The sequence below is a fragment of the Endozoicomonas sp. NE40 genome, assembly GCF_040549045.1.
GTDB lineage: Bacteria > Pseudomonadota > Gammaproteobacteria > Pseudomonadales > Endozoicomonadaceae > Endozoicomonas_A > Endozoicomonas_A lisbonensis.
Genome location: NZ_JBEWTB010000002.1, coordinates 3,897,854 through 3,917,857 on the forward strand (window position 1 = coordinate 3,897,854; position 20,004 = coordinate 3,917,857).

Genomic DNA, 20,004 nt, shown 5'->3' on the forward strand with positions numbered 1-20,004 from the left:
CCTCTCTTTCCGGGGTCATCACAATGCATTTTTCGCTCATGGCTGTTTGGGTGAAAAAAGGGTTTAATGTCAAGTATAGCAGGTGTGGTGAGCAAGCATGGAAATAAAACAGTTTCAGGTGACTAATGTCGGGCGATTTTCCGGTATGGAGATCGCTTTGGCACCAACCCCAAAACATTCTTCCAATATTACCGTTATATTGGGGAATAATGGTGCCGGAAAAACTTCACTTTTAAAAAGTCTTGCTACTTCCCTGAGTTGGCTGGTTGCACGAATCAGAAGTGAAAAGGGAAGTGGTAGCCCCATTCAGGAGGAGGTTATAAAAAACGGTCAGAACTGGGCTTCCATAGAAGTACATTTAGAGGATGACTGTGGGCAACGTTTCAATCCTGACGCAGATCAGGCTGACTATCAGTTTTACTGGGGGTTGGTAAAACCCAGAAAAGGCAAAAAGGCTGACGCATCTTCATGGTTGTCTGATGTGACAAGACTGGCAGATCACTACAGAACCCTGCTGTCCAAAAATGATAATGCGGATCTTCCATTAATTGCCTTTTATCCGGTTGAGCGAGTTGTGCTGGATATCCCCCTGAAGGTGAAAACTAAGCATACATTCTCACAACTGGACGGTTATGATAATTCCCTGAATCAGGGTGTTGATTTCAGGCGTTTCTTTGAGTGGTTCAGAGAGCGTGAAGATGCGGAAAATGAATCTCAGATACCCCGGGGGGTTCTTGAAAGCTTACAGGCATCTGTTGAAGAAGATTTATGGCAAAAACTTTCTAAACTCAATGCATCTTCAAGAGACAGGCAGCTAAGCGCCGTCAGAAATGCGATCAGCCACTTTATGCCTGGCTTTACTAACCTCCGGATTCAGAGAAAGCCGCGATTACATATGTCCATCGATAAAGACGGTCAGACGCTAAACGTTGCTCAGCTTTCCCAGGGAGAAAAGTCATTGATGGCTCTGGTTGGCGACATTGCCAGACGTCTTGCAATGATGAATCCATCGCTACCGAACCCATTAACTGGTGATGGCATCGTCTTGATTGATGAAGTTGATTTGCACTTGCATCCAAAGTGGCAGTCTACTCTGCTGCAACGACTCACACAGACATTTCCAAACTGCCAGTTTGTTCTGACGACTCATTCTCCGCTAGTGATTAACAGTGCACAGAACCTCCTCTGTTATTCACTGGGTGACGATGAACTGCATGAACTTGACAGCCTGTATGGTTTGGATGCAAACCAGACTCTGGCACTGGGTCTGGATAGCGCATACCGGAATGAGCAAGTGCAGAGTAAACTTGATGATTTGCTGGATGCGTTACAAGACGGTGACTTAGAGAAAGCGAGAAAATTTCAGGCTGCACTGAAGCAGGATCTGCCGGAAGGGCATATTGAGCTGACTAAGTCTGACCTTTTACTTAGGAAGTTGGAACTGCGCCGTGAGAAAAATCGTTAAAGGTCAGGAGCCTAAAATCTTCACCTCATGGAAGCGAACTAACAAAGGTAAGAACTATCGAGATTTAAGTCACGATGTTCGTGCTGCCATTAACGAAGCGAATATTAAGGAACAAAAAGGAATCTGCGCTTACTGCTGCGATCAGATAGATGCCTCAAACAGTATGAATGAGCACGTCGAGGCTCGAAAGCTGAACCCGGCAAGGCAGCTGGATTTCAATAATATGGTAGCTTCCTGCACAAGACCCGGGCAATGTGATAACGCTCATGGCTCTCAATCTTTGCCTTTAACGCCATTGATGGACGAATGTGAAACCGAGATTCGTTTTTATCTGTCTGGTCGGGTAAAAGGTTTGACCGAGCGCGCGGAACAGTCGATCAAGGTACTTGCACTTGATAACAGGGCTCTGAAAGAAAAGAGAAGATTTCAGTTGGAAGCACTGCTGTACGAAGGAGGCTCAAACCCAGATGAAATTAAGCTTTTGGATTCTGAGCTTGTAGAGATTCTTGTTGAGGACCTACAAGAGCCTGCAAGCAACCAACTACAGCCATTTAGCCCGGTTTTGGTTAATGTCTTAAAGCATAATGCTTTGTCGTCAGTCTGATGCTGTCAGGCAAAGGGAAAAGAGTTGTATGTTGAAACCGTACTATTTCTGGTAAGGGAATAAACTCATAGTATGCCTGATCGGGAGCATCAGTGTCATAGGATTGAATGGGGAATCCTTAAAGAGCCTGTAATTAATTCTGTGTAAACGCTCAACGGTAGTAATCCAGACCTGATCTGACAATTTGAGCCTGTAATTAATTCTGTGTAAACGCTCAACCAACTTTACTGCCTGAACCGGTCTGGAAACATAATTGCAAACCGGTTCAGAGCTGATACCCAATTCCTGATGGGCATCGTCCATTTCGCTGAAGCTCTTTCCATCGCCAGATAAATCACCTTCATCACAGAGTTATCTGATGGGAAGATCTTCCGTTGCTTGATAGCTTTTCTGATCACGCTGTTCAGCGATTCTATAGCGTTCGTCGTGTAAATCGCTTTCCTGATATCATCAGGATAGTCAAACAGGGTTATCAGGTTATCCCAGTTGTTGCGCCAGGATTTACCTATCGATGGAAACTTATCATCCCAGGTCACCTCAAAAGCGCTCAGTTCACGTTCAGCCTCGTCCACAGTAGCTGACTGGTAGATCTTCTTCAGGTCCGTTGATACGGCCTTACGATCCTTGTAGGACACATACTTCAGAGAGTTACGAACCTGATGGACGATACACAACTGAATCTGGGCTTTTGGATAAACCGTGTTGATGGCTTCAGGGAAGCCTGACAGTCCATCAACACAGGCAATGAAGATATCTTCAAGGCCACGGCTCTGAAGCTCTGTTAAAACCGAGAGCCAGAATTTGGCTCCCTCTGTTTCGGCAATCCAGAGACCGAGAAGTTCCTTTTGGCCTTCAATATCAACACCAAGAGCGACATAAACGGTTTTACGGACAACCCGCTTATCCTGATGGACTTTAACGACGATGCCGTCAAGGTAGACAATGGGGTAAAGGCTTTCCAGAGGGCGGTTCTGCCAGTTCTGTACTTCCTCTTGAACAGCTTCAGTCACCTTGGATATCAGGTTGTGTGACACGTCTGCGCCATACATTTCCTCCAGGGCATCGGCTATATCGCGGGTGGTCATTCCACGGGAGTACAGAGCCAGAATCTGCTGATCCAGCTTGTTGATTCGGGTTTTACCTTTGGCAATAAGCTGAGGTGAAAATTCACCGTTGCGGTCTCTGGGGGTTTTGACCTCGACTTCACCGAAGTCGCCCTTGAGTGTTTTTTTGGAATAACCGTTGCGACTGTTTCCGGAGTTTTGACCTTCAGGCGCATGCTTGGAATAGCCAAGATGATCTTCCAGTTCAGCGGCCATGACACGCTCAACAGAGACTTTCAACAGCTGACGACTGAGTTCGGCAAGATCATCTTGAGTCTTTATTTGACTGGCAAGTTTTTCGACGAGTTCCGGATCGATGTCAACGCTCATTGTTATTCTCCTCTTTGGAGTTTTAACGACAAGCGTTTACACAATTTGAATTACAGTCTCGACAATTTTATTTACTTTTAACATTTGTCTGGCAGCAAAACACAGATTTGAGTTACCACCCAACGCATCACGAACCTCTTCAGACTCATCCTCTGCCAGCACAAGCTGTACAGATTCCGGAATGGACGAGTTTTGCGCCAGATAACATCGCACCAGTTCAGAATCATCCTTTGCCAGCTTTCGCATCATTGGCAACGTCATAATACCAAGACTGGCAACGTCACCCCTGATCCCTTCTTCAGGGTCTTCTGATAATCGCTGTCTCACCGCTTCTGTAATTCCGCGATTACCGACAAGATGATTACGAACCCAAATTCTCGGGTCAGATAGCAAACGAAGTTGCACATCTTCTGCCAAGTTCGGCTGACAGACCAGTATATGCACAACTTCATCATTTCCCGTATCAATGAGTTTGTGTTGCAATTCGGGAGTCAGCGAATAATTACAAGTCATATACTCCCAAATTTCAGGTTCATGCTCTTCGAAAAGCTGTTGTTGAATATCCGCTGAAATCGAGGGGTTCACGGCAATATTACATCTGACATGGATATCAGGGTCACGAAGCAGAATATCTCTGTATTCAGGTGCTAGGCGTTTATTAGCTGCAAGGCTACCCCGAATTTCAGAGCTATCGTCCATAAGTAAAATGCTCTGAATAGCTTGCCCTATTGACGGATTTCGTGCCAACTCAGAGCGAACAGGAACTGACTGGTCGTTCACTAACACCTCATGTAAATCAACAGGCAACGCCAGATTTGTTGCCACTATTTCACGGAGATTTTCATCAGTACTCTCTGCAAATTGGTGTAATAAATCCAATGACAGTACAGGGTTACTCGCCAGGCTCCAACGGAAATTGTGCTCGCCATCGACATCTTTTTCACTGATTAGCGCCTGAAGCTTCTTTGGCAGGCTTTCATTACCAGAAAGAACATCAACCACCCAGTCATGATCATCATTTGCCAACTGAATCATTGTTTCTTCGGAGATAGAGCGGTCTTCAGCCAGCCTGACGTGCAAATCGATTCGCGGATCATTCAGAGCCTTATTGTGAATAGCACCCTTAAGCTGTTCATAGAGCTTGTCAATATTCCCGAGCGCCAGCATCATGCGACTTTTAGCGGAAGGGTTTGCTGAATGCACGGTAATATGTGGTGGATAAAACAGGTCACTCACTATGGCCTGCTCAATCCAGTTCAGAACATCGTATCCAGTTCCCCTGTCATCGTCGCCTAAATCGTGATCAAGGCTGATTTCAGTGACAAGATCCGTTCTAAGAAATTCGATGACTTCATCGGGCCAGTAGCATCGGGTCCAGCCTGCGGGTGTTGATCTCTCATCGTCCAGAAATAACTTCATACTGTTTACTCGTCAGTAGTGTTTGCTTGCGGCTAATATTTCCAATTCACTCTGGCACCCTGACAATTCCACCTTTCATGCTCGCTCACCATGCGTTGATCTTTTGTAATCAGCCGATTGGTAGATTCTATCAGAGTGCAATTGCGTTCCGTCATGGTCTCAAGAAACACAAAATATTCGTTATTTCTTGCCCTGCTGCTTCCATCAAATATTTGAGGAATCACAATGGCAGCAGCTGCACCAGCAATGATGGCGAAAATAAGTAAAAGTGGTAGGAATCTATCGGGCAAAGCGTACTCCGTTAACACATGTTAGTGGCTAATATTTCCAGTTTACTCTGACACCCTGGCAATCCCACTTTTCATGGTCACTCACCATACGCTGATCTTTTGTGAACAGTCGGTTGGTGGATTCTATCAGAGTGCAATTGCGTTCCATCATGGTCTCAACAAATAGGAAGTATTCACTATTTCTTTTACTGCTGTCATTACCTAACATATTAACCAGCATGAAGCCTGTACCGGCAGCAGCGAGACTGAGAACAAAGAAAAAAATAAACAGAAATTTATAACGCAAGGCCAGCTCTCTTACTGTGCTTTTTTGATAACTATTGATAATAGGATTTACAAGCAAGTTCTGTATTCTGCAGGTAATTGCTTTTCATAATCATTACTGAAAGCAATCAATTCTTTTATCTCACTGTCTGGCACCTTGCCAGCCTGCTCTTTTATGTAAGGTTCCATAATATACATCATAAATCTAAACGGTTTACTGCTTATAGGTTCATAGACAGGTTCGTCAAAATCAAATTTATTAAGATAATCAAGCATTATCGTATAGTAGATTCGATCATTGGCATCAAACCAATACGGCCAATCATCGTCCATCACCAATATAGTGAGTTCATCCATACGAACAACTTCGTCTTCTAATGCTCTAATCAAGTGCTTAACGACAGTTTTAGTATAAATCATTCAATAACCCTTATGCTTTCGTTTACTTATCATAACAGCCTTACGCAAAGTTAAGTTTTAGTTTTAACTCAGGTAATAGATTTTTATTCTCAGCGAGACTCTTCTGCAGCATTTTATCATCAGAATCTGAAAACTTATGCATCAGTGATGTAGTTAAACTTTCATTACGGGCAAGTGCATGCAAAACATAAGGTTCGTTAGATAATTTCGAAAGCTTATATTGAACTGAGTGAGACAACGATGGGTTCTTTGCCAAAGCTATTATGACAATCCTGGCAGGATCATCGAGCATATAATTAGCAAGACCTTCAGGTAGATGTGTACTTTCGGCGAAACGGACTCTCTCACATATATTATAAGAGAAACCTTCATCAAGAAGTGTCTTATAAATAGAGACGAGGTTGGCACTCGCTAACTCATTTATTCTGCTGATGGAGTTCTTAACTTTCGAGTTTATATATCGCGTTGGCTGATACACTATCTTTGGTGGAAAGTAGTTACTTTTCACAACTTCTTTCTCTATCCACTCCAATGCAATATAAGCATTGTTGTAACAGTCCGACTTCAGATTGTAATGTAAGTGCATTTCTGAAACATCACGATCTTTTAAATGGTGAATAGCACTGCCTTCGTATTTGCAATACACTAACTCTTGGTTCAACTGACTATCTTGCTCTGCGCCTAAATAGATTTTAAAATCTGACTTAAAAGGTCTATCTTCAGACCATTTTAACGGGGAAGTTGATTTCAAAACACAGTCTATCTGAATATGGTCTTCATCAAAACTATGAAAGCAAAAAACACCATCTTCCAAATTAAGAAATTCCTCGTGAAAAATACTTTCTTTCTCTCCACTGTCTTCATCGTATGAAACAAAGATATCACACACAGCAATATGATTCACTTTAAATGAATATTTTAAATCAGGACAAAAGCGATGTTTATCATGTGGCTCATATTGTTTATAGCTAAAGAAATTGTTAGCTAAAAGCTTGGCTTCACACTCAACATAATCACCTAAACTTACTCCTTTCGGCAAGTCACTGTTATAGATTAAAATACCACAATCGATTATCCACTCTTTTTTATGAATGTAGACGACATTGCCAGAAATTTTATACAAGAAGTGCTCTTTATTAATATAACATTTGTCAGTTGAATCAGTTTTTTTCACATTCTCCGGTAAAAAGCTTATATAAAAATTCTCATTTTCACAGAGTTCAACATTGCCTGACGTATAACCATTAAGGTTACCTTCTCCTAATCTCATAAAATTCTCTTTCAATACCCGTTAGTAGATTTAAATTTGTCAGATACAGATGGATTAGACATTAATTCTTGTCGAAGCGCGTCATCATCAATTTTAGAGAACCTTTCTATTAATGATAATGACAGATTTGGATTTCCAGCCAAGGCTAGTAAAATATGTTGCACATCTTTTATCTCAGAGAGCTTAGTCTGATAAAGCTCTGGCAAGCAAGGGTTAGAAGCCAAAGTACAAACTACTGACTTGCTCTCATCATCCATCAATTTTGAAATGGTTTTCTTAGATAAATCTGTATATCCAGCTAGTTTAACCCGCTCTTCAACTTCACCTTTCATCATATTATCGTGAATAGTTTCCAAGTTAATATTTTTCAAGTTTTCAATTTTAGAAATCATTTTAATCATTTCTATTTTAATTTGAGCTGGTGCTGAATGAACAGTTATTTTGGGTGGATAAAAATTACTTTTTGTCACTTGTTCTTCTATCCAGATCAGCACATCAAGACCGGTGCCTCTTTCATGATCGCCCAAGTCGTAATCAAGACTTAATTCCGTGACTACATAGGCATTGAGGTAAGAAATTACCTGGTTTGGCCAATAGCATCTTGTCCAGCCTTCTGGTGCCTGAAGTTTGTCATCCAGAAATAATTTCTCACTGTTTTCTACATAATGATGTAACTCAAAATTTTCCAGATTTTTATTATCTTTTAATCTACATACTATTTGATAGGAGTCAAAAAAGTTTTCGTAATCGTCACACCATACGTAATCTTCCTTGCTTTTAATTTCAATTATTTTTTCTAGTTTAGTGCTACTGTCTTCATATGGACTGATAATCTGAAATTTCTTGATAACATCCCACTTATAGGTAACGCAAGGCCATTCTCTTCTATCGTTCAAGTCATAAACATCATACATAGGATCAAATCCAAGACTTGCTTCACACACAATATAATCACCAACTTTAAAACTACTGTCCAAGGTTTTTAGTGAATAAAGCCTAATGCCACAATCAATTACCCAGCCGCGATAGCCGGAGTAAAGTATTTCGCCTTGAATTTTATAAAATCCAGGTTCTATTTGAATAATACTTTTTCCAGTATTGCTTTTGTTTACACCCTTTGTGTAAAGGCAAACTTCAAATTCTCGATCATTTTCCAGATCAAAGCGTCCATCATATACTGCCCAACCTTCTATATCGATCAAAAGATCAATCCCTAAATCTTCCTGACTCATACAACCATTCCAAGTCTTAAATTTTTATCCACACAAGAATCACAGACTCTTGATAACACCTAATTCAATCAGTCTATTCCTGGCATTGCTACAAAGGTTTTCATTCGCCCTAAGATCCATTTGTATATCCAGACATTTATCTTCTGCCAGTATCATCTGAATGGATTCAGGAATTTGAATACTACTGGCCAATTCAAGGCGAACATCTTCACTGCAATCTCTGGCAAGTTTTCTCATGGCGAATAGCGTTAATCCATTCCTTGATGCATAAGTTGCCCGAAGCTCATCATCCCAATGATCGACTAAAACCATTTCTATTTTTTCACTGATAGCCGGATTTTCTGCTAATGCGCTTTTATTACAAAGGCGATCATCATTCAGAAGTTTTATTTGCATCTCATCCGTCAGGCTAGGGTTTTCCAAAAGTTCCAGCGCCCATGCGTCATAACTGTCGGCAATTTTTTCTTGTAGCTCCGCCGTCAATGATGGATTAAAAGTTAAACTACTGCTAGATCCTTTATTGTAAAATATGTCTTCTTGCTGTTCTTTGCTCAGCAAGGGGTTCTTTTCTGCACACCTTACGACCTCATAAAAATCGTCATTTAACAAGCAGTTAAAAACATCTCCCTTTAGTGAAGGGTTTTCTGCCAAGCTAATTCGTACATCATCAACCGAGTCTTTGCACAATACCTCTTGCACAGATTCAGCGAGACGAGTGTTTTTTGCCAATTCCATACGTACTGTGATGGAAGAATCCTGTAGCAATGTTTTCTGCATACTGTCATCAATGCTACTGTTTGAAGCAAGAAGCGCACGAACACCAACAATATCACTTGTCAAAAACTTTGTTTTTAACTCTGGAATCAAGCTGGTGTTACTTGCCAATGCTCCAAGGGTTTTATGATGTTTTAGTTGAGCTATTTTTAATTGGCTGGCACTACTTAATGCAGGGTTAGCTGCAAGAGTCGATAACACAATAAAGTGATTGTCCTCTATCAACTGGCAAGCCGTAGCTTCTGTAATATCCTTATCACTTGCTAGCCGTAGGCGAATTGCAGCCCGTCGATCCGATGCCAGACTATCCTGTAGGGATTGAATATTTGTTTTCTTATAATCAGACAATTTACCCAAAATAGTCTGAATTTCACTTTCTCTAGAACTGTTTTCAGAGATTACTTCTATTTCAGGTGGGTAAAAATCGCGTTGTTTAATAGCACTTTCCATCCATAACAACACAGCTGTGCAGTCATTGCTTTTGCACACAAAATCCATCTGTACGTTAACGACCAAACCTGCCTTTAAAAACTCAATGGCTTCCTCTGCATCACAGCATTTTGTCCAACCGGCTGGTGCACTACGACTGTCTCCAAGATACAGTTTCACTCTGTAATCACTGGAGCTTAACCGGTTGTCAGTATTTGGAAGCAGCTGACAGTGTAATTCATAGCTCACATCAACATACTTAAACTCATATCCGTCAAGTTCCCATACGTCTCCCATGTCTTTGACCATTACCCGTTCATTCAAATCCTTATAGGATTCCGGTGCTTCATCTTTATAAAGAGAGTCCAGAGTCAAAACACTTTCCAGCGCTTTGATCTCCCAAGCGTTGTCATCATGATAATCAAATTCAACTCCAGGACCAGACACCCAGTCCATTGAGTCAAAGTAGAATTCAACTTCCGCGTGGATGTAATCACCCAGATCAAATTTTTCAGTTAATAAATCCAGTTCAAGAATGACATCACCGCAGTCAACATCTATGGAAAAAGCACCTGCCCTAATCACTTTCCCACAGATAAGATGAACAGCTCCCTGTTTTCTTATGATGCATTTCTCAGTGTAATCATTAAGTATTATCGATATAACACCTGTATAAACAGGAAAACTTTTGACATCACCCACCTTGAAGTGGTCATGGTATTGTTCATACAAACCAAAACTATCGACTGCAATAACTATGTTCATGCTTTTACTCCTTGCATTAAACCAGGCTGATTAAGATGCCCACTCATACACAACACCAGAACAGTTCCATTTCACATTTTTTTTGATCATCTCTTTTTCTTTATTACTGGTCACTATGATTTTTTCAGGCTTACAGTCTCTAACATTCATTATTTGTTCGAATTGACTAAATGCATGTGTTTCAGCTTCGGTCAGTCTTTTTCGAGAAATGACATCAAATGACCTTAATGTAAGCTCATTAAAGGCTAAACCAATAAAAAGAATTAATGCTATATCCTTCAACTTTATTACTCCGTCGTTTAAGGTAGAGGGCGGTCATCAGCCAACTATACAAGGCTTACTTTGCTTCAAACACTGTTTTGATTAGAATCATTTTCCACAAAAATAGCTTCTAAGAAATCATGATCATCACTATCTATGAAACCTTTAATCGTAGATCGTTTATGCTCAAGCGCTACGCTGCACTCTTTATGAGTGGTTAGATGGTTCACATCCGGTATTGGCATCCAACCAACAACATTAACGCCTTCTGGCACATACCACTCTACCCCTGTAGCGTAAGCATCCGCAATGCCGCCGCACCCACGACCAGGCCAACTTCCTACGTAAAGAACAATCACAACCTCCATGCTTTCCGGCATCTTCTCTTTGCAATCAATCCACATCGTTTTTGATCATCATTTTATTGGGCTTTTTCAGCCCTTAATATTCACAATCTGCCGCAACGTATGCACCACTTCCACAAGATCATCCTGAAGTGCCATCACTTTATCGATGTTCTTGTAAGCCCCCGGAATTTCATCCAGAACGCCTTTGTCTTTGCGGCACTCTATGCCTTGCGTCTGGTCTTCCAGATCCCTCACTGAGAAAGCTTTTTTAGCAGCAGTACGGGACATAGTTCGTCCGGCACCATGAGCGCAGCTGCAGAAGGATTCCGGATTACCCTTGCCACGAATGATGTAGGATTTCGCTCCCATCGACCCGGGGATAATACCCAGCTCCTGACTTCTGGCACGAATAGCCCCTTTACGGGTAACCCAAACCTGATTTCCGTCGTGCAACTCTTGCTCAACAAAATTATGGTGGCAGTTAATGGCTTCTTCAGTGACAGTAAAAGGCTTCAGTCCTGATCTCAGCGCGATCAGTACCGCATTCATCATATGCTCACGGTTACGCATGGCGTAGTCCTGCGCCCAAACCACCGCCTGCACATAATCGTCAAAGTATTCGGAACCTTCTTTCAGGTAACCAAGATCACGATCCGGCAGGTGGACCTGTTGCCGTTCCATATCCTTTCGGGGGAGCTGTATAAAGTACTGACCGATCCGGTTGCCAATACCACGGCTACCAGAATGCAGCATCACCCATACGTCGTTGTTTTCATCCAGACACAGCTCAATAAAATGATTACCCGCACCCAGTGTTCCCAGCTGGCAGGCAAACTTGTCGGCTCTCATGTTGCGAACAATATCAGGATGCTTGTGCAGAATGTGTCGCAGCCCGGTCACTACAGGTGAATTTTCTGCAATTTGCGCCTCTTTATGAGTTCCGCCAGTTCCAAGTGGGATGCGCTGCTCAATGCTGGTACGAACGGCATGCAAGTTATCAGGCAAGTCACTGGCTTTTAATGACAGTCGAACGGCATTCATGCCGCAGCCAATATCTACGCCTACGGCGGCAGGTATAATGGCATCAGTCGTGGCAATCACGGAGCCAATAGTCGCTCCTTTGCCAAGATGAATATCTGGCATACCTGTAACATGCTTGTAGATAAAGGGCAGGCTTGCCACCTTTCTCATCTGCTCCAGAGTCTGTGCATCCACTTCGTCTGTCCAGATTTTTACGGGCTTACCCTGTTTGGTGGCTTTGAGCTGTGTAATGACTGGCATATTGGTACTCCTTCAAATCATTCATTTCATCGGTTGCAGGCTGTGTGATGGTTTCAAAGCCCTCTATCGCAATGACATTGAATAGTTATCAAAGTTCGTGCCAACAATTATATTTTTATCAAAAACCCTTATAACTACCTGTTTATAAAGAACTTTGGCGTTAATCATAAGTTTTGTATTTTTTACCGATTAAACTTACTATCCTTTTAAAATATCTCATCAGATAAATAGTTATTTAATAAGATAGGGACTAATTTGAGATTGAAGGACAAGAGAAAAAGGGTAGTGATCAGCATCCTTGGCACGACAAAAGATGTCAAAGGTGGAAAAAAGGCAACACGCTGGACACACTGGCGACCCACCGTCAGCGTAGTGATGCACGAGGCATTTCCCGTTGATCGAATGGAGCTAATCTATCACCCTCAGCATCTGGCCAAAGCCCTGATAGTGGCAGAATACATCCGAATCGCTTCTCCCGATACAGAAGTGGCACTGATCGAGGCCGTTTGGGAAAACCCTTGGGATTTTGCAGAAATCTATCATTGGTTTTACGAATTTGCCCGGCACTATCCAGTCAACACCGATGAAGAATCCTATTATCTGAACATCACCACCGGCACTCATGTCAGCCAGATTTGTATGTTCCTGATGAGTGAGGCGCACTTGCTGCCAGCACAAATACTCCAGGTGTCGCCCGTCACCCAGAGCGGTGACAAAGCAAAAGGCAGCCTCCACAGTATCGATCTGGACCTTGCCCGCTACGAGTCATGGCAAAGCGCTACTTTGAAGAATCCAGTTCTGGTCAGGATTTTCTGAAGTCCGGCATCCAAACCCGAAACAATCACTTCAACCAGATGATTGCCGAGATCGAACGGGTTGCCCTGCGTTCAAAAGACCCGATTCTGTTGCAAGGCCCTACGGGTGCCGGTAAAACCCAGCTTGCCCGTCGCATCTACGAACTAAAGTCCATGCGAAAAGAGATAAAAGGCAGCTTTGTTCCCGTCAACTGCGCCACGTTGAAAGGTGCCGGAGCGATGTCGGCGCTATTTGGTCATTACAAAGGCGCGTACACCGGCGCGGTTAATCATCGGGAAGGTTATCTCCGACATGCTGACAAAGGCATTCTATTTCTGGATGAAATTGGAGAACTGGGGCTTGATGAACAAGCAATGCTGCTACACGCACTGGAAGAGAAAAGCTTTTATCCACTGGGCAGTGATAAAGCCGTTAGCAGTGACTTTCAACTGCTGGCAGGCACGAACCGCAACTTACGACAGGCGGTTCAGGAAGGTCGCTTTCGGGAAGACTTGTTATCCCGTATCGATATCTGGTGCTGGCGTTTACCTGCTTTGAAAGAGCGGCTTGAAGACATGGAAGCCAATATCGATTTTGAACTGCACCAGCACACCCGCAGCACCAACAAACAGGTACGTTTCAACAAAGCCGCCCGGGAACGCTACCTGAACTTCGCCACAACCCCTGATGCGCTCTGGTCATCCAACTTCCGTGACCTGAACGCCAGCATTAACCGCATGGTGACTCTGAGTGAGTTTGGGCGTATTGATGAAGCTAATGTAGTGTCAGAAACGGAAAGGCTGTCCTCACGCTGGCATCAAAAAGAACAGAACCCTGAGGTTGAGTTAAGCGATTATCTTGACGAAGAAACCCTTGTCAGCATTGACCATTTTGACAAACTTCAACTGATGAGTATCATCAATGTATGCCAGCAGAGTCGTACACTGGCGGAAGCAGGCAGAAAGCTGTTTGATGTGAGTCGTAGCCAGAAAGCCAGCGTGAACGATTCACATCGGCTCAGGACGTATTTGAAAAAATTCGGGTTGGATTTTAAGTCCTTGACAACTTGATACACTATGCCTTGTGAGTCACTGCATGCTCATGAGGCTTATGACGTGCTATCAGACACCAAGCAGTCCTCTGGTCAACTGGACGCTCATTGCTATGAAAACGGCAGCCCCCATCACATAAGCCGAAGCAACAAGGTAGTTGTTAAAAGCAGTCGCATTACGCAATTTTTGCTCGGATTTTTCCAGCATATCATCCATCGTTAAAATCCTAACTTTAGCAAGTTGATATTCTGGTCAGCATTACTGCCACTGTTACAGCTACAGCTGTTATTGAAACAGAGAAATACATAGCTGATTTGGCATAGTTTTTAAATTTTATTGATCGGTCAAGGTAGTCTATTTTATTTGCCATACTTCAAATTCTATAAATTAACAGGCTTCAAATCAGAAAAGCAAAGAGGCGAATGCTTTTAAAAAGGCTGATACTTCCGCAAATATCACACCAGTGTAAGGCAGGGTTAAAAACATCAGGCACAAACTGGTGGATAACCTTCTGATCTTAATGGACGACAGGGTCAACAGAACAAAGAAGATTGAAGAAAACCACACGAACCCTGTTTTTAAATCGGGTGATAATATTATTGTGATTGACGCCAGCAATATGCCCAGCATAGAAGCGAATTGCAGCTTATCCCGATACTTCTTCCTGATTTCCCTGTCAGCATCTATAAGCTCCTCACAGTCTTCCAGAAAGCAGGACGTGAATGCTGTTCTCTTGAATATTGATTTCATGAAAAAGTCATTATGATCATTGTGAATAGATAGAGCATTCCGCCGGATGTCATCAATCGAATGAGCTGTTTTGATAACAAAATATCTCTGTTGGTTCGTTTTATCTCCTGATTGACCAAGTAACTATGACTCTCTCTGAGGCGGTCACACTCACAGCTGAACTGCTCTGCATCAAGTTCAGAATTAATTTTTTCAGTCATTCACTTTTCCAGAATTTTTGCCAGCAGAATCAAGCTGGCTTATAAACAATATCTTTGACCCGGTCGCCAAACGTTCCCAGCCACCACTCCAGCTGTGCGGACCGGACAACCGTTGCCGTTATCTCATAAAAGTCATCGCATTCTGTATGTTGCTGATCTTCTGATAACCGGGTTTCCAAAATATGCAGACCGGCACTTTTTTGTATCGAGAAGGTCAGCCTGACTTTTTCACCTCGTCCAAAGGTGAATCGACCATCGGCACTGAACTGCTTCAAATCAAACTCTTCCGGTCTGTCAAAGGTGAGTGTGGATGATTCTGCACTCTGAATGCGATGCAATGCCAGAACCCGATCATCTTCATACCCTTTAAAGCGACAAACCACATACAGCCTTGGTCCCTGCTGAGCCAACCCTAATGGCATGACGGTGGCATCCCGAATACTCCCGGCTGCATTTTTATATGTCAGATGAAGCCAGTAGTTGCCATACAGAGCTTTACTGACCTGATCAAAAACACCTTCCTGCAATTCAGGTGGTAACAGTGGCTGGGTTTCAGGGGCAACAATCACCTTGGACACACCACTCTACGTCTTGCTGGGGATCCGATGTTTGGCTGATATTCCGGTTGGCCTCTTCGAAGAAACCTGCCATCGACCCCATTAAACTACTGGGCAACAGGTTTTTCAGATACTCTTCAGCCATCCTCAGAATCAGCGACTCCTGAATACTTAACCCGTTGGCGGTAAAGCCCTTGGCATTTTTACTCCAGCGATAACCATAAGGCTTGCTGCGATCATCCAGATCAATATTGAAATGGCTGCTTTCCACCAGTGTTTTCAGATGCCGCTGAATTGTGTGGATATCTCTTGAAAAACCGGCATCACAGAGCTGCTGTTGCAACTCCTGAGCAGTGATTGACCAGTTTTTGGGTATCCTTTTCAACAGCTCAAGGATCAGGATGGTGGTATCCAGGGCAGAAGATCGTTTGGACATTAAGGCAGCAGCAAAGTCATCGTTAAAACGCTGTAAACGACAAACTTCGCACACTACTTAAACATTACTCTATTTTAGCGCGCTTACCGGCTTCCAGAATAGGAATATTGGCTTCAGTCGGCACATAGATAATTTGCTGAATGTTGCCTTCCTTCAACGCTTCGGCAAAAGCCCCCATAAACTCCTGCAACCGATATTCCGGATAGTTTTTTGCGGCTTCGCCCATAATCTCAATGGCTTTGGCTCGCAGTTCGGCAGCTTCAACTTCTGCCCGGGCAGTTTCAATCGTGATGCGTTTCGTTTGCTCAGCCTTTGCCAGTGCCGCTTCGCCGGAAAGCCCCTGCTTCCAAACGTTCCACACCGGCAACCCCCAAAATAAAGCCACCACAATAACAATGACACCCACCACACCAGTGAATAGAGGTAGTAAACTGTTTTTGCTTTTACTCACGATGCTTCCTCGTATGCATCTTATCGCTTAATGATAGCCATTATGAGCAGTGCTGCGACGGAATGCGTCGCAGGCAACGGTTAACAGCAACCAGCACTATTCTGTATAAACTGTTCGAGGTTAAGTTTTCCCGCTTCAACCCTTTTCGTAAACTTCCAGAAGTCTGTTTTTATCATACTGGCAACTTTCTCACTGAGCCCCAACAGTGCGACAGGCCTCAAGGTGACAGGCTCCCTTTGCCAGAACGCCAGATCACAGAACGGTTCTGCATTGAAATTCAGCAACACATCTTTCATTACTTCACTTTTGGTATGCCGGTAGGCAAAATCCCACGGCCAATCGATAATGCGATGAATGGGGCTTTTTGTGAGCAGAGCATAGATAAACGCACGCTGCTCCATCACGTTGAGATGCGACAGAAGATCGGAAAATTCTGACTCCGATATCCCTTTTAGAGGGGGCTTATAGTTCGACAAAACCTTATTATCACTGGCCCCTAACAAATAAGCAGCACCCACTTCCTGCGAAAACCTGTACATACAGCGTTCCATTACTTCTTTGCAATAAACGACTGCCAGAGCCTTTTCAAGATGGTGCAAATCCCTGAGCGTGATTACTTCAGAACTCATCGTCCAGTATTCTGTGTACTGAAGCGGACTGCACTCCGGATATCTGTCAAGGCAAATCAGGCTGCAAAGAGGGTATGTCATCCGTGAATACTCCTAAGTAGCCCCTTAATGCAAAGGGGCTTTGGGTGTTAATAATTCGTTAAGCTTTTGAGAGCTCATACTCCAGATCAGCAATTCTTTTGATCAGAACCTTATCGTTGGCAACAAAGTTATTGAGCTTCAGGAATTGCCCAATGGCCCTTCTGTCACGGAAGATTTTCTTCGTGCCGTCAATATCACACTTCACAGTCTCAGCTTTATCCAGATGGAGAGTGATTAGCTGTGAAGCCAACTCTCTGCGATTTGAACCACCGAAGCATTCCGGTGGGAATAACTCAACAACGTTGCGTACATAAATGTGATTATTATTGAGATTACCTTGGGTAATAACCACTTCGCCTTCGTTAGCACCAGTAGCTACTCGCACTGGCGCGGTATAAGCCAGTTTTGGCGCAGCGGGTTCAGCAGGCTGAGGTGCAGAACCTTCCTGCAACCAGTCTTCACCCGCCAACTCTGCCTGAAGCTGCTTCTGGGTTTCTTCGCCAAGGGTTACCCAGGTCACAGCGCCATTCTTGTGCTGATAGGGAACAGGCGTCGAAAGCTTTTTAAGCTTGCCTAACTGCCAGGCATGGTTCCACTTTGCGACTTCACCGGACTCAATCATATTGGAAGGAATGCCATGACGATGAACATTACCGAGCATGTCTTCATGGCTCAGAGGCCCTTTGGAACCAATGATTTCAGCAATGCCCACAACTGTTCCTGTACCTTTGGCAATCAGCCCCACGGTTCCGGAAATACTGGTGTGGGTTGAGCGCATCTCCCAGTCTTTTTCGCCGTTCAGGATTTTACCAATCCAGGGTTCTGCGATAATCAGAGCGCGTGTGATGTTCATGCGGCTCTCCTTTTGGGTTTCGTTGTTATTATTCATTATTGCTCTCCTTGGCAGTGACTTATCTGCGCTTGCCTTTGTGACGCACCGTCTTGTGTGCCACCGTAATCACAAGGTCATCCTTCATGACCATGTAAATGCTTAACAATCTCTCCAGCAGCTGTGCTGAAAGACTCACTTCTGTTTTAAATGTTTCTACTGCACTTCGGTTCATACTGTAAATCTCGGTACCACGGTGATACTGAACAGACCCGAATTGGTAAAGCAGATCCATTAACATGTAGGCAATACCTCTCTGCTGCCCACGTTTTGAGGCATGTGTTGTTAATTCCATTTGAATAGCCTTTTTATTCTTAAAGTGTCGGCTTTTATTGACTGTCTTAGGCTTCACTCTTTAATGAAGCCAGCACCCCTCTGAATGAACCTACGTCTTTCAGAATGACTTTGATCAGATCAGCTTCCGATAATTCCTGATACTTCTTTAATCCGGAATGGCGGTTGTATTGACCATCTTTATTAACATCCTTTGCAGGATAATCTACGATCTTACAACTAACCGTAATTTTGCTTTTGTATTCAGCAGGCAGCCACAAAATCTGGGCTTTGCCATCGTGCTGATGGGTGAAAGTAACCTTCTCGCACTGATAGCCGTCCATTTTTTTGTTTGGCTTTTTCTGGCTTGGGTGTCTAGTCACCCATTCGCAGTACTCCAGCTCTTGTTTTGCCAAATCAGCATTAATAGCAGTGTTGTCATCAATATCGACTCTTGGGGTTGCTACTTGTTCTGGCAGCTCTTTTAATGCTTTTTGGAGCGTTTCTTCTTCTTGTATTTTCTTCACTGCGTGTACAGTTCTGACCATCCACTCAGGACTTATTTTTAGTAACTGGGCCAGTTTTATACTGACTTTGGCAGTGAGCCACTGCATTGGTAAGTAGCCATAAAAATTTTCATCACAAAACCGATTCAAGCTATGATCAAAAAAAATTTTAATATCTCCTTCCCTGTCTTTAATTCCTAAAACATCAGGCAGCATACCGATATCAATATTATTATGGATACATACATCCCTGATCCAATTCGAGAAACTTATTGAACTGTCAAAAACAGCATCAGGGTTAAATTGAAATAGATCTTTTTCTGCATACCGGCATGGTGAGAACTTCCCTTTTACCTTCAACCAGCGAATAGCTTCTATCCGAGAGTAAAAATTATTAGAGGCTTCACACCCTACGAGGCGATCTTCCCCTTTTGCGTAGTGAGCCTGTCTAACGCTTTCCTCACTAACTTCCGCCAAAATAGCTAATATCTTTCTGCTGATAGTATTTTCAGGCTCATCAAGATTTTCACTGTTGAACGATGGGTAATCAAACCATGCAAGAGGAGTCATTAGCTCGCGTGCAGCTATCACCTCCATTATCTCTACAGTTTTTACAGAAAGAGGCGTTCCTTTGAGCCACTCAGAATACCCACAACTATCTAGCAAGCGCTCAAGGTTATATATTTCTTTACTAGCAAAGATTTTGTACTCACACAGATCATTTATAAGACAGTTATCAAATATACCTGTTGTAGCATAGTCGTACAGCGTTGAGAATTCGTTCTCTAGATGAAACATACTATGCCTTTCACCCATTGGATCGAATGACGGGTACTTATCCAGATCGAGTAGCTTATTAACCCTTTCAAAATGAAACCAAGTAGAAAGCAAGGCTCTAAATGGTGCATCGTCCGTAAAGTACAGCTCCCTGAATTCTCTGAGTAACTCTTCTTTGGTAAACGTCAGCTTAGCCATAATTATTTCTTATTGTTGTTTTTGATTTACCAAAATACTTACACGACAAAAGCGGCATTTCAAGTAAATTTTTCGCCAGACAACAAATTATTTCATTTAATGCGAGTGCCTTCGCCGCGACAACGGCACTTTTTTCAATCATTTATAACTATTCTG

General features: G+C 43.0%; 24 protein-coding genes. 4 read left to right on the forward strand and 20 right to left on the reverse strand.

Features of this window, described 5'->3' with window-relative positions; all coding sequences use genetic code 11:
• Positions 1–97: 97 nt before the first annotated feature.
• Together V5J35_RS18505 and V5J35_RS18510 are read left to right on the forward strand one after the other, a co-directional pair.
• Positions 98–1,465, forward strand: coding sequence for an AAA family ATPase (locus tag V5J35_RS18505; protein WP_354008568.1), 1,368 nt, complete (start codon positions 98–100; stop codon positions 1,463–1,465).
• Positions 1,449–2,069, forward strand: a complete 621-nt coding sequence (locus V5J35_RS18510; protein ID WP_354008569.1) for a retron system putative HNH endonuclease — start codon at positions 1,449–1,451, stop codon at positions 2,067–2,069. Before V5J35_RS18505 ends, V5J35_RS18510 begins: the two co-directional genes overlap by 17 nt.
• A gap of 224 nt (positions 2,070–2,293) precedes the next feature.
• On the opposite strand, the gene V5J35_RS18515 is transcribed toward V5J35_RS18510, so the two are convergent.
• The 10 genes from V5J35_RS18515 to V5J35_RS18560 form a co-directional block, all read right to left on the reverse strand.
• Positions 2,294–3,502, reverse strand: coding sequence for an IS256 family transposase (locus V5J35_RS18515; RefSeq protein ID WP_354008570.1), 1,209 nt, complete (start codon positions 3,500–3,502; stop codon positions 2,294–2,296).
• Positions 3,503–3,538: 36 nt separating this feature from the next.
• Positions 3,539–4,921, reverse strand: a complete 1,383-nt coding sequence (locus V5J35_RS18520; protein ID WP_354008571.1) for a cyclic-phosphate processing receiver domain-containing protein — start codon at positions 4,919–4,921, stop codon at positions 3,539–3,541.
• A 318-nt stretch (positions 4,922–5,239) separates the two neighbouring features.
• Complete coding sequence (locus V5J35_RS18525) at positions 5,240–5,554, reverse strand: hypothetical protein (RefSeq protein WP_354008572.1); 315 nt, start codon at positions 5,552–5,554, stop codon at positions 5,240–5,242.
• Positions 5,545–5,895 carry a hypothetical protein gene (locus V5J35_RS18530; protein WP_354008573.1) on the reverse strand — a complete coding sequence of 117 codons (351 nt, stop codon included), beginning with the start codon at positions 5,893–5,895 and terminating at the stop codon, positions 5,545–5,547. The genes V5J35_RS18525 and V5J35_RS18530 overlap by 10 nt, the downstream gene beginning before the upstream one ends.
• A gap of 40 nt (positions 5,896–5,935) precedes the next feature.
• Positions 5,936–7,165: a hypothetical protein gene (locus tag V5J35_RS18535; protein WP_354008574.1), complete on the reverse strand. Its 1,230-nt coding sequence runs from the start codon at positions 7,163–7,165 to the stop codon at positions 5,936–5,938.
• Between the two features lie 11 nt (positions 7,166–7,176).
• Complete coding sequence (locus tag V5J35_RS18540) at positions 7,177–8,397, reverse strand: cyclic-phosphate processing receiver domain-containing protein (protein ID WP_354008575.1); 1,221 nt, start codon at positions 8,395–8,397, stop codon at positions 7,177–7,179.
• 39 nt (positions 8,398–8,436) lie between these two features.
• Positions 8,437–10,365, reverse strand: coding sequence for a cyclic-phosphate processing receiver domain-containing protein (locus V5J35_RS18545; protein ID WP_354008576.1), 1,929 nt, complete (start codon positions 10,363–10,365; stop codon positions 8,437–8,439).
• Between the two features lie 30 nt (positions 10,366–10,395).
• Positions 10,396–10,647, reverse strand: a complete 252-nt coding sequence (locus V5J35_RS18550; protein WP_354008577.1) for a hypothetical protein — start codon at positions 10,645–10,647, stop codon at positions 10,396–10,398.
• A gap of 65 nt (positions 10,648–10,712) precedes the next feature.
• Positions 10,713–11,030: a DUF551 domain-containing protein gene (locus V5J35_RS18555; RefSeq protein WP_354008578.1), complete on the reverse strand. Its 318-nt coding sequence runs from the start codon at positions 11,028–11,030 to the stop codon at positions 10,713–10,715.
• A gap of 30 nt (positions 11,031–11,060) precedes the next feature.
• A complete protein-coding gene (locus tag V5J35_RS18560) occupies positions 11,061–12,254 on the reverse strand; it encodes an RtcB family protein (RefSeq protein WP_354008579.1) in 1,194 nt (397 codons plus the stop codon).
• Between the two features lie 285 nt (positions 12,255–12,539).
• Between V5J35_RS18560 and V5J35_RS18565 the strand changes: the two genes are divergently transcribed.
• Both V5J35_RS18565 and V5J35_RS18570 read left to right on the forward strand, forming a co-directional pair.
• The gene (locus V5J35_RS18565) at positions 12,540–13,070 is read left to right on the forward strand and encodes an RNA repair transcriptional activator RtcR family protein (protein WP_354008580.1); all 531 of its coding nucleotides are present in this window, start codon (positions 12,540–12,542) and stop codon (positions 13,068–13,070) included.
• Complete coding sequence (locus tag V5J35_RS18570) at positions 13,022–14,119, forward strand: sigma 54-interacting transcriptional regulator (protein WP_354008581.1); 1,098 nt, start codon at positions 13,022–13,024, stop codon at positions 14,117–14,119. The genes V5J35_RS18565 and V5J35_RS18570 overlap by 49 nt, the downstream gene beginning before the upstream one ends.
• Before the next feature lie 51 nt (positions 14,120–14,170).
• On the opposite strand, the gene V5J35_RS18575 is transcribed toward V5J35_RS18570, so the two are convergent.
• The 10 genes from V5J35_RS18575 to V5J35_RS18620 all read right to left on the reverse strand — a co-directional run bounded on the left by V5J35_RS18575 (position 14,171) and on the right by V5J35_RS18620 (position 19,990).
• Positions 14,171–14,317, reverse strand: a complete 147-nt coding sequence (locus V5J35_RS18575; protein WP_354008582.1) for a hypothetical protein — start codon at positions 14,315–14,317, stop codon at positions 14,171–14,173.
• A gap of 530 nt (positions 14,318–14,847) precedes the next feature.
• Entirely contained in the window at positions 14,848–15,051 is a 204-nt protein-coding gene (locus V5J35_RS18580; protein WP_354008583.1) for a hypothetical protein, read from the reverse strand.
• A gap of 29 nt (positions 15,052–15,080) precedes the next feature.
• A complete protein-coding gene (locus tag V5J35_RS18585; protein WP_354016470.1) occupies positions 15,081–15,629 on the reverse strand; it encodes a helix-turn-helix transcriptional regulator in 549 nt (182 codons plus the stop codon).
• Positions 15,604–16,044: a hypothetical protein gene (locus V5J35_RS18590; RefSeq protein ID WP_354016471.1), complete on the reverse strand. Its 441-nt coding sequence runs from the start codon at positions 16,042–16,044 to the stop codon at positions 15,604–15,606. Before V5J35_RS18590 ends, V5J35_RS18585 begins: the two co-directional genes overlap by 26 nt.
• A 64-nt stretch (positions 16,045–16,108) precedes the next feature.
• Positions 16,109–16,495, reverse strand: coding sequence for a hypothetical protein (locus V5J35_RS18595; protein ID WP_354008585.1), 387 nt, complete (start codon positions 16,493–16,495; stop codon positions 16,109–16,111).
• Positions 16,496–16,575: 80 nt separating this feature from the next.
• Entirely contained in the window at positions 16,576–17,124 is a 549-nt protein-coding gene (locus tag V5J35_RS18600) for a hypothetical protein (RefSeq protein WP_354008586.1), read from the reverse strand.
• Positions 17,125–17,263: 139 nt separating this feature from the next.
• On the reverse strand, positions 17,264–18,094 hold the full coding sequence (locus V5J35_RS18605) for an ASCH domain-containing protein (RefSeq protein WP_354008587.1): 831 nt from the start codon (positions 18,092–18,094) through the stop codon (positions 17,264–17,266).
• Positions 18,095–18,116: 22 nt separating this feature from the next.
• Positions 18,117–18,389, reverse strand: coding sequence for a hypothetical protein (locus V5J35_RS18610; RefSeq protein WP_354008588.1), 273 nt, complete (start codon positions 18,387–18,389; stop codon positions 18,117–18,119).
• 46 nt (positions 18,390–18,435) lie between these two features.
• Positions 18,436–19,848: a hypothetical protein gene (locus V5J35_RS18615; RefSeq protein WP_354008589.1), complete on the reverse strand. Its 1,413-nt coding sequence runs from the start codon at positions 19,846–19,848 to the stop codon at positions 18,436–18,438.
• The gene (locus V5J35_RS18620) at positions 19,841–19,990 is read right to left on the reverse strand and encodes a hypothetical protein (protein WP_354008590.1); all 150 of its coding nucleotides are present in this window, start codon (positions 19,988–19,990) and stop codon (positions 19,841–19,843) included. Before V5J35_RS18620 ends, V5J35_RS18615 begins: the two co-directional genes overlap by 8 nt.
• Positions 19,991–20,004 lie beyond the last annotated feature (14 nt).

Bases quoted from the DNA above. Each gene is read 5' to 3' on its own strand.
- V5J35_RS18505 (WP_354008568.1), top strand. From the start codon at position 98: ATGGAAATAAAACAGTTTCAGGTGACTAATGTCGGGCGATTTTCCGGT.
- V5J35_RS18515 (WP_354008570.1), bottom strand. From the start codon at position 3,502: ATGAGCGTTGACATCGATCCGGAACTCGTCGAAAAACTTGCCAGTCAA.
- V5J35_RS18520 (WP_354008571.1), bottom strand. From the start codon at position 4,921: ATGAAGTTATTTCTGGACGATGAGAGATCAACACCCGCAGGCTGGACC.
- V5J35_RS18530 (WP_354008573.1), bottom strand. From the start codon at position 5,895: ATGATTTATACTAAAACTGTCGTTAAGCACTTGATTAGAGCATTAGAA.
- V5J35_RS18535 (WP_354008574.1), bottom strand. From the start codon at position 7,165: ATGAGATTAGGAGAAGGTAACCTTAATGGTTATACGTCAGGCAATGTT.
- V5J35_RS18540 (WP_354008575.1), bottom strand. From the start codon at position 8,397: ATGAGTCAGGAAGATTTAGGGATTGATCTTTTGATCGATATAGAAGGT.
- V5J35_RS18545 (WP_354008576.1), bottom strand. From the start codon at position 10,365: ATGAACATAGTTATTGCAGTCGATAGTTTTGGTTTGTATGAACAATAC.
- V5J35_RS18555 (WP_354008578.1), bottom strand. From the start codon at position 11,030: ATGTGGATTGATTGCAAAGAGAAGATGCCGGAAAGCATGGAGGTTGTG.
- V5J35_RS18560 (WP_354008579.1), bottom strand. From the start codon at position 12,254: ATGCCAGTCATTACACAGCTCAAAGCCACCAAACAGGGTAAGCCCGTA.
- V5J35_RS18570 (WP_354008581.1), top strand. From the start codon at position 13,022: ATGGCAAAGCGCTACTTTGAAGAATCCAGTTCTGGTCAGGATTTTCTG.
- V5J35_RS18575 (WP_354008582.1), bottom strand. From the start codon at position 14,317: ATGGATGATATGCTGGAAAAATCCGAGCAAAAATTGCGTAATGCGACT.
- V5J35_RS18580 (WP_354008583.1), bottom strand. From the start codon at position 15,051: ATGACTGAAAAAATTAATTCTGAACTTGATGCAGAGCAGTTCAGCTGT.
- V5J35_RS18590 (WP_354016471.1), bottom strand. From the start codon at position 16,044: ATGTCCAAACGATCTTCTGCCCTGGATACCACCATCCTGATCCTTGAG.
- V5J35_RS18600 (WP_354008586.1), bottom strand. From the start codon at position 17,124: ATGAGTTCTGAAGTAATCACGCTCAGGGATTTGCACCATCTTGAAAAG.
- V5J35_RS18605 (WP_354008587.1), bottom strand. From the start codon at position 18,094: ATGAATAATAACAACGAAACCCAAAAGGAGAGCCGCATGAACATCACA.
- V5J35_RS18610 (WP_354008588.1), bottom strand. From the start codon at position 18,389: ATGGAATTAACAACACATGCCTCAAAACGTGGGCAGCAGAGAGGTATT.
- V5J35_RS18615 (WP_354008589.1), bottom strand. From the start codon at position 19,848: ATGGCTAAGCTGACGTTTACCAAAGAAGAGTTACTCAGAGAATTCAGG.
- V5J35_RS18620 (WP_354008590.1), bottom strand. From the start codon at position 19,990: ATGATTGAAAAAAGTGCCGTTGTCGCGGCGAAGGCACTCGCATTAAAT.